An 18,102-nucleotide genomic window follows, 5' to 3' on the forward strand; every position below is an offset into this window, starting at 1 on the left:
AATAACTGAACATCATAGAAATAACGTGCGTACTATTATATTATTTTATCTTTGGGAATCGTTATAATAAGCAATGGCAAAGGATAAAGAAAAAGGGAAATTAAAGAAAAAGTGGTTGCACCGCTACCGCATGGTCGTGTTGAATAACGACACCTTTGAAGAACGCTTTTCTTTAAACTTGACCAGGCTCAATGTTTTTGTAGTTACGGTACTATCGGCCATTATATTGATAGGTTTAACAACCGTACTTATTGCATTTACTCCTTTAAGAGAATTTATTCCTGGATATGCGAGTACTAAGTTGACTAAAGACGTTATCGTTTTAGAAAATAAAACCGACTCATTATTGACATCAATAGCTCTACAACAGCAAAAATACGATCGCATTCAAATGGTCTTAAGTGGTAACATTACCACTGCAGAGTATGCAAGAATAGATAGCATTGCAAAGGTAGAAACTGCTAGAGATCAAGATTTGCCAGAACCTATTGAAGAAGATAGTTTATTGAGAGAAGAAGTAGATCGTGAGGATAAATACAATGTCATAGAAGGAGCAACCTCACGTACTAACTTTGTATTCTTTACACCAGTAACAGGAACCATATCAGATAGTTTTAATGCAGATAAATCTCATTATGCGGTAGATATCACAGCTGCAGCAAATTCCCCAGTAAAAGCCGCAGCAGATGGAACTGTTATATTTTCAGGTTGGAGTGCAGATACTGGAAACACTATTCTCATGGAACATTCCTATGGTGTGATAACAGTTTACAAACACATGGCAACTTTAAATAAAAAACAGAATAGCCAGGTCCAGGCTGGCGAGGTCATAGGAATAGTAGGTAATACGGGAGAATTAACTACAGGACCACATTTACATTTTGAATTATGGATCGATGGGTATCCTCAAGATCCTACTAATTTTATCAACTTCCAGTAATGTCTATAAAATCTCTTGCAGCTCGAGTTTTTGCTGCCATCATAGACAAACAAACCAAAAAATGGTCCAGTAAACCTATTGCTGCACAAGAAAAAGTGTTCAAATACTTAATTGGCACAGCTAGCTCAACAGCTTTTGGAAAAGCACATTCTTTTAATTCCATAACTTCTTATAAAGATTTTCAAGAAAAAGTTCCCGTTCGCGATTATGAAGAGTTACGACCTTTTATAGATCGAGTTGTCGCAGGAGAAACAGATATATTATGGCCTGGTAAACCCTTGTATTATGCTAAAACATCGGGAACAACTAGTGGAGCAAAGTATATACCTATTACTAAGGAATCAATGCCAGAGCATGTAAAAGCTGCTCGTAATGCGATACTTAGTTACATTCACGAAACTGGAAAAGCCGCCTTTGTAGATTCTAAAATGATTTTCCTTCAAGGAAGTCCTGAAATGACTGACAAGAATGGCGTTCAATTAGGTCGTTTAAGTGGTATAGTTGCGCATTATGTTCCTGGATATTTACAAAAAAACCGTTTACCTTCTTGGGAAACTAATTGTATTGAAGACTGGGAAACAAAAGTAGAAGCAGTTATAGATGAAACGCTGCCTGAAAAAATGGGCGTGATTTCGGGAATTCCTAGTTGGGTGCAAATGTATTTTGAACGCATCGTGAAACGTACCGGTAAAAAAGTAGGTGAGGTATTTCCAGATTTTAGTCTATTCATTTATGGTGGAGTGAATTTTGAACCTTACCGACCTAAATTTGACCAACTCATAGGTAGAAAAGTAGATAGTATTGAGCTGTTTCCAGCTAGTGAAGGATTCTTTGCTTATCAGGATAAGCAGGATGAAAAAGGAATGCTGCTTTTACTCGATGCAGGAATTTTTTATGAATTCATACCAGCAGATCAATTCTTTGAAGAAAATGCGCCACGATTAACCATCGGTGATGTAAAAATAGGTGTGAATTATGTACTAATCATTTCCACAACGGCTGGTTTATGGGCCTATAATTTAGGCGATACGATTGCGTTTACTTCAACAAGTCCTTACCGTGTAATTGTTACAGGCCGTATTAAGCACTATATTAGTGCGAGTGGTGAACACGTGATAGGAAAAGAAGTAGAACAAGCCATGGAAGATGCTGCTGCGATACATAATGTTATTATTAATGAATTTACTGTCGCACCACAGTTAGCGCCACCGCAAGATGAATTACCATATCACGAGTGGTTTATAGAATTTGGAGCAGTACCGCAAAACTTACAAGAGTTTAAAGAAGCTCTAGATCTCAAGATGAGAGCCCAAAACTCGTACTACGATGATCTCATAGTAGGTAAAGTATTGCAACCTTTAATAATTACTCCAGTTAAGGAAAATGGTTTTAAGGAATACATGAAAACTATAGGCAAACTAGGTGGACAGAATAAATTACCGCGACTTTCAAACGACCGCAAAATAGCTCAGGTACTCGAGCGATTACTAGAGTCGTGAGATATTGAACTATTTTATTAATGAAAGTACGCTAAAGAGCTTCACTTGATATCTCTATAAAATATTATTTTAATTTTGATAGTCTTAAAAAAGGAAGAACAGTATTCATCGCTCATTAAACTCCTTCCTTTGAAGGAAGGTTGGGATGGATGTTATACAAGTGCTTTTAAAACCTTAATTAAAAGCAATTACAGTGTTGCATGACTACTGCAAACTGCGACTTAAAATATTACCTTTGTAAAGAAATTGAATATATGCCCATACTTAACGTAGAACCACGTACCAGAGCCCAAGAAAGTACAAATGCCATAGAACGCATATACATTACTATGCGACATTTATTCAATCGCGGTTTTTATAAACCTATGGGCGTGAGTGGAGAATCTTTGAGAGAATCCCTATTAACACTACGACCTGAAATCTACGGCTCCATTGCCGAGGATAAAATAGAGCTCAACGGTTTACTCTACGTTATGGACCGCTTGCCAGCTGGAATAGAAGAATGCACCTATATCAATTTAACCAGTGATGAAGGATATCAAGGATCACATTTTAAATCTATTATTCCTAAAAAACGACGCCGCAACTGCTACCGCATCGATAAGCATCAAATGAATATTGAGGTCACTCGTGGACGTTCAGAGATTTATGATATTCTCACGCACCTCACATTTCTTATGATTGAATCTCATAAGATCATGAAACAAGTGCTCGTAGGAGATAATGGTAAAACTACTCGCGACTGGCAGTGCTTAGAGGCTGTGATAGGAAAAACCAAACTCACACAGCAAGAAAAAGAAGTAGCGGTGACTCATGTCGCAACCATTCTAGGCCGTACGTTTGATGAGGTGATGCAAGTCTATGGAGATTTTGCAACTGATAAAAATCCAAATCAATTCCTGAATACGATTTATCATCTTGGAAACCTTGCCAAAAAAGAAATTCTAGATCAAGAAAAACGCCTCGTTACTTTTTCGCCGGTATTAAGAGAACGATTAGGACACCATATTCATGGAGATAAATGGGCCTTGCGTATCAAGCAACATTTAATTGATAATAATCTATTTAACAGACCTTTACATATCATAAGTGCTAACTTACACAGTGTAATGAACTCGCTTTATGGACCTAAAGCTCTTGCACCGCAGTTGAAGAAAATTGACCGCATGAAGTTATTTGCTTCACTGAGTAATGACGCTGGGAAAAAAGATCGCGACGCTATTAAAAAGCATGCACTTGCAAACGGTATGTCTTACTTAAAGGATGATAGCGGTACTAATATAGACGTACAGATTTTTGATATGTCTGAGTGCCAGTATATGGATGTAGATTTTTGTACGATACGCTTTCGCGAAAGCGAGCAAAATACAAAGCCAGTGCTCATAGTAATGGATTACGCCTTTGGAGAACAGGCTTATGAGACCATGGATGAACTGTTGAAACCCTATAAAGATGAAAATGGAAAAACACATTTGATGAATGTGAAATCTGTTAATATCATGGGGAAAGCAGGAATCCTAGAAGGTGATAAAGGAGATATTATGGTTCCAGACGCTCACGTTTTTGAAGGAACAGCCGATAATTATCCGTTTAAAAATAGACTGACTAAAAAAGACCTGAATGTAGATGGGATTAATGTCGTTACCGGTTCTATGGTGACCGTGTTAGGTACATCGTTGCAAAATAAAGATTTGCTAGAATATTTCTACAGCTCAAGCTGGAAAGTGATAGGTCTAGAAATGGAAGGTGCACATTACCAAAAAGCCATTCAAGCAGCCTCAAAAGTAAGACGTAGTATTAATAAAAAAGTGAATGTGAGATATGCCTACTACGCGAGTGATAATCCTTTAAAAACTGGTCACACACTAGCCAGTGGTGGATTAGGACTTACAGGTGTAAAACCAGTATATGTCATCACAGAAAAAATACTAGAGCAAATCATGGAGAATAGCGTTCCCACAGATTTGACTACAGATTTATAATTTTAAGGAAGTAATAGCGTTTCTTAAAAGAAGTAAACTTCAATTATATTTGAATAAATAAAATCATCGATTTTCATGGACAACCAACCACAGAATAATCAAGAACAAGAAGTAGATTTAGTACCTGTTTTTGTCTGGATCAGTAATGGATTTAAAGGTCTTTTTAACGGTATAGGAAAAGCAATAAAAGGACTAGGCCATTTTCTAGTTCTGTTTTTAATTTTTATACAGAAGAATTTAATCATCGTAGGACTTGCAACAGTCTTAGGAATAGCTGCAGGATGGTATTTAAATTCTCAGTCAGGGAATCAGTTTACAGCTCAAGTTTTAGTTAAGCCTAATTTTAAAAGCACGGGACAATTAATCTCAAACGTTACTTATTATCAATCTTTAATAGAACAGGAAGATTTTGATAAATTAGGAAAGGAATTAAATATCTCTACAGATAAAGCAGCAAAAATATCTTCTCTAGATATAAATCCAGAATTCAATGATACTGAGTTACTTGAGGAATATGATAAACTAGCTAGAAGATCAGATACTATGGCGCTGGATAACTTCACTTTTGAAGGTTTTAAAGCTGCAAAACGTGATATAGATTATGAGTTTCAGTTAATAGACATATCCTCAACAGACAGAACGGTTCTTGAAGACGTTCTTGAAAATGTCATAAAGGTTAAAGAAAATTCTATCATAAAAGCTGAACGACAAGCTCTTAAAGAAACTGCAGATTTTGATTTAAAAGCAATGTCATATCAACTATCTGAGCTAGATTCTTTAATCGCAGCTTATCAAACAGCTATAAAATCTAGCGATGTAAAAGGAGGAAACGGTACAAACTTATACCTAGGAGATCAAAAACCGTCTGAAGCATTGAAAAATCTGTTTGATCAGAAAAGGAATATTCTTTATAACATGTCTGTAGTTAGAAAAGAGAAATACAGTTATGATAATACTGTAAACATCGCTTCTCAATTCATTAAGAAAGGAACTATTGAAAAGAAACACTACAGATTAAAAGGAGCATTGATAGGTCTAGGATTTGGACTGTTAATTGCGCTTTTTCCATTAGTGTGGAGATTCTTGAAAAACTACGAAAAAGAGAATGCATAAAATTCTTGTCACTGGTGGCGCTGGGTTTATAGGAAGTAATCTTATAGAATACTTGCTGGCTAACTCTAGCGACCATATTTACAATCTTGATAAACTGACTTATGCAGCAGACCTTGATTTTGCACATAATTTTAAACATGATAGACTCACTTTTATTGAAGGAGATATTTGTGATGCAGCATTCGTAAAAGAGTTGTTTCAAAAACATCAGTTTGATAAAGTATATCATCTCGCTGCAGAATCTCATGTGGATAACAGTATTGAGAATCCGCAGGTGTTTGTGGAAACTAATGTGAACGGAACATTTAACTTGTTGCATACTTCATATCAACTATGGATGGAGCAACCTCGTGTTTTTAAAACCGCTTTTCAAACCACGCAACCTCGATTCCTTCACATCTCTACAGATGAGGTTTATGGAAGCCTAGAAGATGACGGCTTTTTTACAGAGACTACACCTTATGCACCTAGCAGTCCATACAGCGCTAGTAAAGCAGCAAGTGATCATCTAGTCATGAGTTATGTGCATACTTATGGGTTTCCCGCGGTAATTACTAACTGTAGTAATAATTACGGACCTAGACAGCACGATGAGAAGTTGATTCCAGTCGTGATAAGAAAAGCACTAAGCGGTGCACCTATTCCTATTTATGGAGATGGAAAGAATGTGCGTGACTGGTTATATGTTACAGATCATTGTCAAGCGCTGCATACCGTTTTAGAAAATGCAGTTACAGGCGAGAACTATAACGTAGGAGGAAAAAACGAAATAAGAAATATAGACATCGCACATCATATTTGTAAAATACTTGATGAAGTGCAACCTCGAGAAGATGGTCAACCTTATGCTTCTCAAATTACATATGTAAAAGATCGTCCAGGACATGATTACCGTTATGCAATCGATCCTACTAAAATTGAAGAAGAACTCAACTGGCAACCAGCCGAAACCTTTACTACCGGAATTAAAAAAACCGTAGAATGGTATCTTAAAAAATATAACTCATGAAAGGAATAGTACTTGCCGGTGGTAGTGGTACCAGATTGCATCCACTCACATTAAGTGTGAGCAAGCAATTGATGCCTATCTATGATAAACCCATGATTTATTATCCAGTATCGACTTTAATGAGTGCTGGAATTCAAGAGATTTTAATCATTTCTACACCTCAAGATCAGCCGCTTTTTAAAAATTTGCTCGGCGATGGATCACAACTAGGCTGCAGGTTTGAATATGCCGTTCAAGAAAACCCTAATGGACTGGCTGAGGCTTTTATCATCGGCGCAGATTTTATAGGAGAAGACAGTGTTGCGCTTATCTTAGGTGATAATATTTTTTACGGGACTGGCCTGGAAAAAGCACTAGAAGATAGTATAGATCCTGAAGGCGGAATCATCTTTGCCTACCATGTTAATGATCCGCAACGCTATGGAGTCGTTGATTTTGATGAAAATATGCGTGTGACGAGCATAGAAGAAAAGCCGCAAGAACCACGTTCTAATTATGCAGTGCCGGGAATTTATTTTTATGATAATGAAGTAGTAGAAATCGCAAAATACATACAACCATCGCACCGCGGCGAACTTGAAATTACTGACGTTAATAATGTCTATCTCAATCGTGGAAGATTGAAAGTAAACGTACTGGATCAGGGAACAGCGTGGTTAGACACAGGAACTTTTGAATCCTTAATGCAAGCGAGCCAGTTTGTACAAGTGATTGAAGACCGTCAAGGACTCAAAATAGGCTCTATAGAAGAAGTTGCATTCCGCAAACGTTACATTGAGAAGCAACAACTTAAAAACCTCGCACAACCTCTTATTAAAAGCGGTTACGGCGATTACCTCATGAGACTCGCAAATAAATGATAGTTACCCAAACACCTTTAAAGGATTGCTATATCATCGAGCCACCTGTTTATGGTGACGATCGTGGTTATTTTAGTGTGGTGCATGATAAACACGCTTTCGCGAAAGCGTTTCCACAACAACCGCCATTTTTATTACAAAATGAGTCGTTCTCAACCTATGGAGTGCTGCGTGGATTGCATGCCCAAAAAGGAGATGCTGCACAAGCAAAATTAGTGCGTTGCGTTCAAGGAAGAATTCTAGACGTTGCGGTAGATTACAGACCAGATTCTCCAACCTATTTAAAACATTTTACCTTAGAATTATCAGGAGAGAATCACAAACAACTACTGGTTCCTAGAGGTTTCTTACACGGTTTTTCAGTACTTTCAGAAACAGCGATTGTGAATTATCAAGTAGATAACACCTACCAGCCAGCAATGGAATACGGTATCAAATATGATGACCCAACATTAAATATAGATTGGCAACTACCTCAGTCTGCTATCCAATTATCTGAGAAGGATGAGAAGCTAGGCTTTATCTAAATTAGACTCAAATGAAAATCATCATTACAGGAGCAAACGGAATGCTAGGCACAGCAATTAAAAACGCTCTGTCATCTCATGATGTCTATGCATTTTCAAGTCAAGAGTTAGACATTACTTGTGTGCAGCGTTTTCATAAAAAAGTTGCTATCATACAACCCGATTACATCATCAATTGCGCAGCTTACACAGCCGTAGATCTTGCAGAAACCGAAGAGGAAAAGGCTTTTAAAATAAATGCGCTTGCGGTTCAAAAAATGGCGCAAATAGCAAAGCAATACGACGCTACGTTCATTCATTTTTCTACAGATTATGTGTTTGATGGAACGGCAAATAAGCCATACGTACCAGAGCAAGCAACAGATCCTATAAATGTTTATGGAGCCAGTAAACTTGCTGGAGAAAAAGCCATCACTCTAATAGATGGTAAACATTACATTTTTAGAATCTCATGGTTATACGCAACACACGGTAAAAACTTTTTCAATTGGGTAGCAGGAACTGATATGAAAGAACTAAGTATTGTGAATTCTCAAACTGGCTCACCTACCAGCGCACTCGATGTGGCTCGATTTATCCATCATTTGATCCATAAAGATCCAGATAATTATGGAATCTATCATTTCACAAACCAAGGAACAATGACCTGGTATGATTTTGCTGTAATAATTAATGAAAAACTTGATTTAGGTAAAAAAATCAATTCTGTAGCCACTTTTAAAACAGCCGCACAACGACCTTCATTTAGCGTTATGGATTGTGAAAAAACAGAGCGTGTATTTGATTATAATATACCGAGTATTGAAAATGGATTGGATGAGGTCATAGCAAAATATAATTTTTATAACCAGTAAATTAAATATATTAGCAGTCTATGTGTGCTCAAAGAACTCGATTAGAATGGGTGGATTGCCATCGTAAACCTGAGCGATCCTTTTTCTGGAAAGGAAAGCAGTTTCCTTTATGCGCAAGGTGTACAGGTATTTATGGTGCTTTTATCTTATTTCCTTTTTTTTCTATTGGATTTTTTAAAATAGATTGGTTGTGGTCACTTTTATTAATGGTGCCTACTATAGTAGATGGCCTTACCCAAGCTTATTATAATAGAGAAAGTAATAATATAATAAGAGTAACCACCGGGATTGCAGCAGGAATAGGAATGGTTTCTTATATGGTACTTACAGGAAACCTCATTGGAAAATTTTTATTAAATTTATTCAACTAAACAACCATAATTATGTCAGAAGATCAATTCGGAAACTCAGTACAATCACAAGATGAACTAGGTACAGGCCTTAAAGTAGTGTCATTTTGTTTACCTATCGTAGGAGCTATTTTATACTTCGTATATAAAAAGGAATATCCTAATAAATCAAAGCAAGCCTGTACAGCTGCGTTAATTGGTTTTGGAGTAGGAATCGTGTTGCAAGTGATTATGTATGCAACAGGTATGGCAGGTTCATACTAGTGTAATTTTATAATATTAAATAAAGGTTACTTTCATTATTTGAGAGTAACCTTTTTTATATTCCATTTGTAAAAGAGTAAACCTAACATATCCTAAGGAAACCTTATTTTTACAGCTTTACAATTAACATATGTCTGAGAAGAATCATAAAGTAGCATTAATCACTGGTGTAACCGGTCAAGATGGTGCTTATTTAAGTGAGTTTTTATTAAAAAAAGGATATGAAGTGCATGGTATTAAACGTCGTGCTTCTTTATTCAATACAGATCGTATCGATCACTTGTATCAAGATCCACACGAGACTGATGTGAAGTTTAAACTTCATTACGGTGATCTTACTGATACGACTAACCTGACTAGAATCATCAAAGAAACGCAGCCAGACGAGATTTATAATCTTGCAGCGATGTCACACGTACAAGTTTCTTTTGAAATGCCAGAATACACCGCAAATGCCGACGGAATAGGCGCGCTACGTATTCTAGAATCTGTGCGATTGCTAGGAATGGAAAAGAAAACTAAAGTTTACCAAGCCTCTACATCAGAATTGTATGGTAAGGTTCAGGAAATTCCACAATCAGAAACCACTCCATTTTATCCACGCAGTCCTTATGCTGTGGCAAAAATGTATGCTTACTGGGCAACGGTAAATTACCGAGAGGCTTACGGAATGTTTGCCTGTAACGGTATTCTTTTTAACCATGAATCTCCTGTGCGTGGTGAAACCTTTGTAACTCGTAAAATTACTCGAGCTACTTCTAAAATTGTTAAAGGACTTCAAGACAAAGTATATTTAGGAAATCTAGATGCTAAACGCGATTGGGGACACGCCAAAGATTATGTGCGCATGATGTGGATGATCTTGCAGCACGATGAGGCTGAGGATTGGGTAATCGCAACGGGAACGACGACCAGCGTGCGTGATTTTGTACGCATGGCTTTTCAATATGTAGGTATTGAGCTAGAATTTACTGGTGATGGCGTGGACGAAAAAGGAACTGTAAAGTCCTGCTCAAATCCAGATTACCAACTAGAAATAGGAAAAGAAGTAGTAGCGGTAGATCCGCGATACTTCCGTCCTACAGAGGTGGATTTGTTAATAGGAGATCCTACAAAAGCCAAAGAAAAACTAGGTTGGATTCCAGAAATCGCACTTCAAGAACTTGTAAACGACATGATGAAAAGTGATTTACACTTAATGTCTAGAGAAGAATATTTAAAAAGTGGTGGTTATAGAATTAATAACTACTTTGAATAAAGAATATCGATTAAAGAATATGGAATATAGAAGTGGAGATAGAACTCAAACTTAAATTTTCTGTTTAAAAAGAAATAAACTATCGTAAAGAGGTCCTCTCCGCTGGAGAGGATTTAGGTGAGGCTATGAATAAAAATTCTAAAATATACGTCGCTGGACATCGTGGTCTAGTAGGAAGCGCTATTGTAAGTGAGCTTAAAAGTCTAGGTTATACTAACTTTATTCTAAGAACTCATAAAGACCTCGATCTCACAAATCAACAAGCCACTGCCGACTTTTTTACTACAGAAAAACCAGAATATGTATTTCTTGCTGCTGCCAGTGTAGGTGGAATCGTGGCAAATAATAGGTACAGAGCAGATTTTATCTATAAAAATCTCATGATTCAGAACAACGTGATTCATCACAGTTATTTGAATGGTGTGAAGAAGTTATTGTTTTTAGGAAGCACTTGTATTTATCCTAAAATGGCGCCACAGCCCATGCCTGAGAACAGTTTACTTACTGGGCCGCTGGAGTATACAAATGAGCCTTATGCAGTTGCAAAAATCGCTGGAATCAAGATGTGCGAGAGCTATAACCTGCAATACGGGACTAATTTCATATCAGTAATGCCTACTAATTTGTACGGTCCTAACGATAATTTTGACTTGGAAAAATCCCATGTACTTCCTGCGTTGATTCGTAAAATGCATTTAGGAAAATTGTTGATGAGTGGCAATGAGCAAGCTTTAATGGAAGATTTAGATGTTGATAGTTACGCTTTCGCGAAAGCGGAATTACAGAAAAACGGCATCACAGAAAATGGCATTGCATTATGGGGAACCGGTTCTCCCAAGCGTGAATTTTTATGGTCGCACGACATGGCAAAAGCCTGTGTGTACCTCATGGAAAATAAAGATTTTGCAGACGTAAAAGGAACAGATAAAGACATAAGAAACACACATCTCAATATAGGAACTGGAGAAGATATTGCTATAAAAGACCTCGCAGAGCTGATTAAAAAAACGGTAGGCTATCAAGGAAATCTCGATTGGGATGCTACAAAACCAGATGGCACACCACGTAAACTTACTGATGTTTCAAAACTGCACGAGCTGGGCTGGAAGCATGAGATTGATCTTGAAAAAGGTGTGGAGATGATGTATGCGGCTTATTTGAATCAAGAAGCGCACTAAAAACGCTATTTTAGCGTTGGTTCAAGTAACCCAACCATTGCATGAGTAAGCTTTCTAAAAAACTTTCTGGAGAAGAAAAAACTGTGGCCAAAAACTATGGTGCGCTTGTGGTTCTCCAAGGTTTAAATTACTTGTTACCACTACTTATCATTCCATTCTTAGAACGTCAGTTAGGACTAGAGAAATTTGGTCTAGTGATGCTTGCGCAATACCTCATGGTTTTTTGTGTGGTTTCTACTGACTTTGGTTTTAACTTAACGGCTACTAGAGAAATAGCAATGATTAAGTCACAAAACGGTGATTATTCAAAGATCTATTTTAAAGTTTTTTGGGCACGTATGATTTTGTTAGTGATTGTGTTTTTAATTCTTATGGTTGTGGTTTTTAGTTTTGATAGATTTTCTCAAAACTGGGCTGTTTATTTGTTAAGCTATGGAGTGGTTATAGGTCAGGCTATTTTTCCAGTATGGTTTTTTCAGGGAATTGAAAAAATGAGACTTATCACTATTATTAATGTGATTGCAAAGGTGATTTTTACAGTTCTATTATTTCTATTTATTACTGGACCAGATGACTTTATGAATGTTCCTGTTTTTAACTCTATAGGTTTCATTACGGCTGGAATTATAAGTTTTATAATTAGTCTAAAATACGTTTCCTGGCAATGGCCAGATTTTAAAGGAACACGCGAGTTTTATAAAGAAAGCTTTCAAGTATTTAGTTCAAATGTAGCTTCACAGATAAGTGTCGCTGCAAATGGATTAATTCTAGGATTTTTTGCTGGAGACGCTATAGTAGGTGTTTATAGCGCATTTGAAAAACTGATTCTTGCAGCAAAGAATATGTATGTACCCATTTACCAGGCCATCTATCCGTATATGTCACGCAAAGAATTAGTAGAGAAAAGAATGATGATGAAAAAATTAATCCCAGCTATAATGGGATTAGGCATATTAGGTTATGCTATTATTTTCTTTTTAGGAGACTGGATTATTGAAGTTTTATATAGAGATGAACGTATCATTGAGAATATTGAGTTATTTAAAATATTAGGACTCATAGCTCTATTCTCTGGATTGAGTATGTTATTCAATGTACTTTATGCTCCAGCGAGAAAGTTATTTAAGTCAAGATTACAAATAATGATTATCGGAGCTGTTTTTAATCTTATAATGAGTTTTATCTTCGTGCCACTGTATGGACTTAAGGCTACAGTTATCGTGGCAACATCTACAGAACTTGTACTTTTAATTTGTGCTGCTGTTTATTATAAAAAAGATCTAAAATATAATGCTTAAAAAACTTGTACTTATACAGACCGTAGTGCCTAGTTATCGCATTAAAGTATTTGAACAGGTTAAAAACCTAGTAACAAATGGTTTTGAGGTCTATTGTGGTAATTCGTTTTTTGACCCTACTATTAAAACATCAATCGATTTTAAGAGAGATGGTTTGCTTAAAAATTATTATTTATTAGGACGTAGATTTTTATGGCAAACAGGACATTGGAATGAGGTTTTTAAAGATAATGTCCTTGTTCTTAGTTTGAATCCGCGTGTTTTATCGCATTGGGTAATATTATTATTGAGATCGCTTTTGCGAAAGCGAACTGTATTATGGGGACATGCTTGGCCACGATCTGGTAAGAATTCAAAATCTGATAGATTGCGTCACGTAATGCGTCTTCTAGCAAATGAAATTATAGTTTATACAGAGCAACAAAAGCTGGAGCTCAAAGAAAAAATGCCTCATAAAAAGATTACCTCAGCACCTAATGCGGTTCTTTTTAAAGATGAAATGTCTAGCGATACGGCTACAGAGGTTAATGATATCATTTATGTAGGTCGTTTAATAGCAGATAAGAAACCACTCTTGTTATATGAAGGCTTTAAAAAAGCTATTAAAGAACTTCCAGAAGCTACTAAGCTTATAATTATAGGAGATGGACCAGAGCGAGCAAAACTGTTAGAGTTATGTAAAAGAGATGAGTTACAAGATCGTGTTTTATTACCTGGTAAAGTTACTAGTGATGAGTTGCTTAAAGAGTATTATAAACATACACTTGTAAGCGCATCTCCTGGTTATGTAGGTTTAAGTATCACACAAAGCTTGGGTTATGGTGTTCCTATGATAATTGCTCGAGATGAAAATCACAGTCCAGAACTGGAAGCAGCAAAGGATGGGTTTAATGCTGTATTTTTTGAATCAAATGATACAATCGACTTAAAGAACCAGTTAGTTAAACTGATTGCAGAAAAAGAAAAATGGCTCGAGAATCGAGAAAGTATCGTTCAGGATTGTAAAAACTCTTACAGTATTGAGATAATGGCTCAAGCTTTTGTTAATTTGGTAAACGTCAATTAACAATGATTATACTACTGCTCATATTTTTATTTCTTTTTACACTTGTAATGCGAGTGGTAAAATTCAATATAATAAGCCCATTATATATTTACTTAATGTTTTACATAATAGCTCTAGGCTTAAGTGTACCTTATTACTATTATTTTGATGATAAGGTTTCCTTGTACAATTTTGATTTTATTTCTAGTGCGCAATTTGATCTTGCAGTGACCTACCACTTAATTGCTATGATCGCATTTTGTGTAGGAGTTCTAGTGTTTTATGATTTTTCAAGTAGTAAATCAAGATTGCTATTGAACAAATCTTTTGCAAAAAGCCTTTTTTTGAACCCTAACGTTCAAATCAATATTTTACCTGCAATTCATGTGATTATGTTTACAATAATCTTGTTTTGTGGAATAACTTATGGAAAAGAGATTTTTTATAGAAATATTTATCTTGTTGAGGAAAACCGTACGTTTATCACATTGTTCAAATTATTAAGCTTTGTCGCAACCTTAATGCTTGCTTTGGTGTTTAGAAAACATAAGTGGATTGCATTATTTTACTTTACACTGGTAATGTTAATAGGTATAGGAACTGGTTCCAGACTAGCGTTTGTTTACTTAGCGGTGTTTGCACTTTTAATTTATCAAACGAGCTCAAACAAGGCTAAGGATAAATTGATTTTAGTTCTTAATATGGTTATAGCTTTAATTTTCCTTTCTTATTTAATGACATTGAGAATGTTACCTGAACATGGCATTGTTCCATACTTAAGCAGCGTTTTTAGTAACTCTAAAGCCGTAGGAGATAGTTTAGTTTTTAATATATATTATTCATTCATTTTTGGCGTATTTGTAAGCGCAAAGACTCTTATGGAAAATGTTCCAAACTGGAATAATATACTAGTCGCTGTAAATCCCGCTACGGGCAATATGGCTGGTTGGTATGATATTGCAAAATCCATGCGTCTCAATCGTTTTGCTCCTATGAGTGCAAATGGAGAGGTCTTTACAATGGGTAAAACATTTACTTTTATCTTTTTTACTTTTATAGGAGCCATATTCACTTATTTTGAAGTGCAAATGCGTATATTTTTCAATAAAAAGAAAAGAGTCATTGGTTTTATCATTGCGTTATTAAGTATTCTTTTTGTAGCCATGTCATTTGAATATAACCTTAGATCTACAATGAGATATATTTATTACATCACTTTTGTAATTATAGTTGCTGGATATTTAAGTAAGTTTAAGTATAAAATCGGGTCTGTAAAAATCCCTAAACTTCAAAAAACGGATTTGTAGATGATAAAATCATTTCTAGCAAAATTCAGTTCGCTTGAAGAGAAGCTATTTTTATCTTTAATGATAATTATGGGATTGTTTCCTGTATTGCCTAATAAGTTGAAACCATTACCGGTTGTTATTCTTATTTTAATTACCATTTGGATTCTGATGAAGTCTCCTAAAAGAAAAATTAAAACAGGCTCTATTTTATACCCTATAATTCTCTCATCGCTCTTAATTATATATGCGGTAAGCCTTTTATATACTGACAATTTACGCATAGGTTTTAAACGTCTAGAAACAGGCGCTTCTTTATTCATTGTTCCTTGGGCCTTTTACCATTTAAGTGAGAGAATAAGCTGGAAAAAAGAACATTTAAAAGCACTACTACATACCTATTTCTGGTCGGCAGTTGTATATGCGGTTATTATAATCATTTTCTTTTATTCGATAGGCTATTATCGAGGAGAACAAACGCTGGAATATTGTTTATCATGGTTAGATGGTATGTTATGGGGTTTAAGTCAGCACGCTATTTATGCTTCTATGATTATAAGTATTGCGGCCTTAATGATTCCTTATATCTATCAGGATTATAAAGGTTGGAAAAAGATATTACTAGCTCTAGGCGGAATCTTATTAATTTATATCCTTTTTCTCATGTTTAGAAAAGGAGTGATCATCGCAATATCCTTATCGGCCTTAATCTTCTTAATGAAACACTGGAGAAAGATAGGTTTAGTGAGAATAGGCTTAATCACTACAGTACTTTTAATTGCTGGGTTTTTAGTAAAAGATAAAATAGCTGAGCGCGTCATTGAAATGTTTTCAGTAGATACTTATGCTCAAGTTGATGTAGATAAATCTACCAGCATGCGATTTACAGTTTACAATTGTGTGATTGATGATATTAAAAAAAGCCCATTGATAGGTCATGGAATAGGTGATGGATATGAATTAATTGAAACATGCCTCGAGGAGAAGCATGGAATTGTTTTCCATGATAGTAAACTGAGAAAAAACTCTCATAACCAGTATTTGGGAATTTGGCTGTATTGTGGATTAATAGGCTTAGGACTATTCTTGATTCAGCTATTTCTCTATTTTAAGAAAGCTGTATCTACTAAGAACTTGTTTTTTATACAATTAACTTTGTTTTTCACGGTAGTGCTTTTCACAGAAAACATTCTAAATCGTCAAACAGGAGTTTTACTCTTTGCTTTGTTTCTCAATCTGTTCTTTTTTATGCAACTTGCAACTGATTCAAAAGCAGCTCAAAATGACTAAATCTTTAACACCTTCCATACGTTTTGAAAGGTTGTTTCTTACAGCTCTAGTTCTTTTATTTGCCACACCATTATTACCGCAACTACTTAAAATAGCGGTCATCGCATTTTTTATAGTAGTTTGTTTGAGCGAAGCCATAAAAAACAGACCACAATTTAAGTGGAGTTTTTTCCTCTTTAATTCAGGTCTTTATATTGCTTATTTATGGAGTGTCCTGTATTCTCAAGACATGAATTATGCTTTTGCAAAATTAGAAGTAGCAGCATCACTCATTCTTTTTCCCTTATGTTTTGCGGCAGTTTCCAGAGAACTCATTGAAAAAGGAATTAAGAGTTTGAAGTTATTATTTACGACCTACATTCTAGCAGTTCTTGCGGTAAACATCATATTAATCATTGGGTTTTTAACTATTAATCATAATTGGTCAGAGTTTATAGAATATGCGCCTTATGTAAATAACTTAAAGGCTTTCCCTGGAATACACTCTTTGTATTTAAGTATGCATAACGCTGTTGCGATTATTATGGTCTTTTATTTATTGCGTACAGAGCGATTTTTTAAAACAGGAATTCCATTATTTATCATTGGTTTTTTACTAGGGATTGGGCTCATTCTACTCCTTAAAAAAGGACCTGTATTTGCACTGCTTGTGGTCGCAACTCTATTAAGCATCAGATATAAACTCAAGCGTATCTGGGCATTTTATGCGGTGTTTATTATAAGTCTTGGTTCTTTATTAGTAGCTTTTCCTAGTACCATCCAGCGATTTAATCAATTGCTTAAAATGGAAAAAGTAGAAACCACAAAAAGCTCTGCTCAAATCCAGAAAGTAGTACTCACCTGTGCACAAGAACAAATGGAAGAAGCTGGGATTTTCGGGTTCGGTATAGGAGATGGGAAACAAGAACTTATAGATTGCTATGGCAATGTAGATCAAGACCTAGTAAGTAGTTCCTATAATTCTCATAATCAGTATATAAGTCTGGTTTTAATGGTAGGATTTTTAGGTTTATTTATCTTTCTAGCCATGCTGTTTTATAATGTGATGAATGCGGTCCGCTCAGGTGTATTTATAACTATTGCGCTTATATTATTTTATGCGATAGTTATGTTTTCAGAGAATCTATTAGAACGTCAGGAAGGTGTGATTTACTTTGCGTTGTTAATCAATTTGCTTTACTTTTTAAACCAAAAAAACCAGCAAAAAGTCCGTCACAACCCTAATCAGGAGGAATTACTCAAACAGTTTAAAAAAGACAATTAATTGGAATAAATAATAAGATTGCAGGTGTCAAAAGGGATACTTTATTGTTTATTTGCAGCTTAGAATAATCTAAAAATCATCAAAT

17 protein-coding genes are annotated in these 18,102 nt (G+C 35.5%); all 17 read left to right on the forward strand.

The features are described 5' to 3' along the window. The first annotated feature begins 73 nt into the window (after positions 1 to 73). The 17 genes from ACSHWW_RS00290 (at position 74) to ACSHWW_RS00370 (ending at position 18,017) form a co-directional block, all read left to right on the forward strand. The gene (locus ACSHWW_RS00290; protein ID WP_435680400.1) at positions 74 to 940 is read left to right on the forward strand and encodes a M23 family metallopeptidase; all 867 of its coding nucleotides are present in this window, start codon (positions 74 to 76) and stop codon (positions 938 to 940) included. Further along, the gene (locus ACSHWW_RS00295) at positions 940 to 2,439 is read left to right on the forward strand and encodes a GH3 auxin-responsive promoter family protein (RefSeq protein ID WP_435680401.1); all 1,500 of its coding nucleotides are present in this window, start codon (positions 940 to 942) and stop codon (positions 2,437 to 2,439) included. Before ACSHWW_RS00290 ends, ACSHWW_RS00295 begins: the two co-directional genes overlap by 1 nt. A gap of 254 nt (positions 2,440 to 2,693) precedes the next feature. Beyond that, positions 2,694 to 4,421, forward strand: coding sequence for a DUF6909 family protein (locus ACSHWW_RS00300; RefSeq protein WP_435680402.1), 1,728 nt, complete (start codon positions 2,694 to 2,696; stop codon positions 4,419 to 4,421). 75 nt (positions 4,422 to 4,496) lie between these two features. Continuing rightward, positions 4,497 to 5,534, forward strand: coding sequence for a hypothetical protein (locus tag ACSHWW_RS00305; protein ID WP_435680403.1), 1,038 nt, complete (start codon positions 4,497 to 4,499; stop codon positions 5,532 to 5,534). Further along, positions 5,527 to 6,543 (forward strand): dTDP-glucose 4,6-dehydratase, encoded by a 1,017-nt coding sequence (gene rfbB / locus ACSHWW_RS00310; RefSeq protein ID WP_435680404.1) that lies wholly within the window; start codon positions 5,527 to 5,529, stop codon positions 6,541 to 6,543. The genes ACSHWW_RS00305 and rfbB overlap by 8 nt, the downstream gene beginning before the upstream one ends. After that, positions 6,540 to 7,403: a glucose-1-phosphate thymidylyltransferase RfbA gene (rfbA, locus tag ACSHWW_RS00315; protein WP_435680405.1), complete on the forward strand. Its 864-nt coding sequence runs from the start codon at positions 6,540 to 6,542 to the stop codon at positions 7,401 to 7,403. The genes rfbB and rfbA overlap by 4 nt, the downstream gene beginning before the upstream one ends. Next, the gene (rfbC, locus tag ACSHWW_RS00320; protein WP_435680406.1) at positions 7,400 to 7,930 is read left to right on the forward strand and encodes a dTDP-4-dehydrorhamnose 3,5-epimerase; all 531 of its coding nucleotides are present in this window, start codon (positions 7,400 to 7,402) and stop codon (positions 7,928 to 7,930) included. The genes rfbA and rfbC overlap by 4 nt, the downstream gene beginning before the upstream one ends. Before the next feature lie 11 nt (positions 7,931 to 7,941). Continuing rightward, a complete protein-coding gene (rfbD, locus tag ACSHWW_RS00325) occupies positions 7,942 to 8,784 on the forward strand; it encodes a dTDP-4-dehydrorhamnose reductase (RefSeq protein ID WP_435680407.1) in 843 nt (280 codons plus the stop codon). A 20-nt stretch (positions 8,785 to 8,804) separates the two neighbouring features. Continuing rightward, entirely contained in the window at positions 8,805 to 9,155 is a 351-nt protein-coding gene (locus ACSHWW_RS00330; protein ID WP_435680408.1) for a DUF2085 domain-containing protein, read from the forward strand. A gap of 12 nt (positions 9,156 to 9,167) precedes the next feature. Further along, positions 9,168 to 9,398 (forward strand): hypothetical protein, encoded by a 231-nt coding sequence (locus ACSHWW_RS00335; protein WP_435680409.1) that lies wholly within the window; start codon positions 9,168 to 9,170, stop codon positions 9,396 to 9,398. Between the two features lie 130 nt (positions 9,399 to 9,528). After that, the gene (gene gmd / locus ACSHWW_RS00340; RefSeq protein WP_435680410.1) at positions 9,529 to 10,656 is read left to right on the forward strand and encodes a GDP-mannose 4,6-dehydratase; all 1,128 of its coding nucleotides are present in this window, start codon (positions 9,529 to 9,531) and stop codon (positions 10,654 to 10,656) included. 125 nt (positions 10,657 to 10,781) lie between these two features. Further along, positions 10,782 to 11,834, forward strand: a complete 1,053-nt coding sequence (locus ACSHWW_RS00345; protein ID WP_435680411.1) for a GDP-L-fucose synthase family protein — start codon at positions 10,782 to 10,784, stop codon at positions 11,832 to 11,834. A 41-nt stretch (positions 11,835 to 11,875) separates the two neighbouring features. Further along, on the forward strand, positions 11,876 to 13,132 hold the full coding sequence (locus tag ACSHWW_RS00350) for an oligosaccharide flippase family protein (protein WP_435680412.1): 1,257 nt from the start codon (positions 11,876 to 11,878) through the stop codon (positions 13,130 to 13,132). Then, positions 13,125 to 14,198 carry a glycosyltransferase gene (locus tag ACSHWW_RS00355; RefSeq protein ID WP_435680413.1) on the forward strand — a complete coding sequence of 358 codons (1,074 nt, stop codon included), beginning with the start codon at positions 13,125 to 13,127 and terminating at the stop codon, positions 14,196 to 14,198. The genes ACSHWW_RS00350 and ACSHWW_RS00355 overlap by 8 nt, the downstream gene beginning before the upstream one ends. Positions 14,199 to 14,200: 2 nt before the next feature. Then, positions 14,201 to 15,484, forward strand: a complete 1,284-nt coding sequence (locus ACSHWW_RS00360; protein WP_435680414.1) for a hypothetical protein — start codon at positions 14,201 to 14,203, stop codon at positions 15,482 to 15,484. Further along, entirely contained in the window at positions 15,485 to 16,753 is a 1,269-nt protein-coding gene (locus ACSHWW_RS00365; protein WP_435680415.1) for an O-antigen ligase family protein, read from the forward strand. It begins immediately after the preceding gene. Continuing rightward, positions 16,746 to 18,017, forward strand: coding sequence for an O-antigen ligase family protein (locus tag ACSHWW_RS00370; RefSeq protein WP_435680416.1), 1,272 nt, complete (start codon positions 16,746 to 16,748; stop codon positions 18,015 to 18,017). Before ACSHWW_RS00365 ends, ACSHWW_RS00370 begins: the two co-directional genes overlap by 8 nt. Positions 18,018 to 18,102: the final 85 nt, after the last annotated feature.

Origin of the sequence: Nonlabens sp. (assembly GCF_051251825.1) — a bacterium.
Taxonomy (GTDB): Bacteria; Bacteroidota; Bacteroidia; order Flavobacteriales; family Flavobacteriaceae; genus Nonlabens.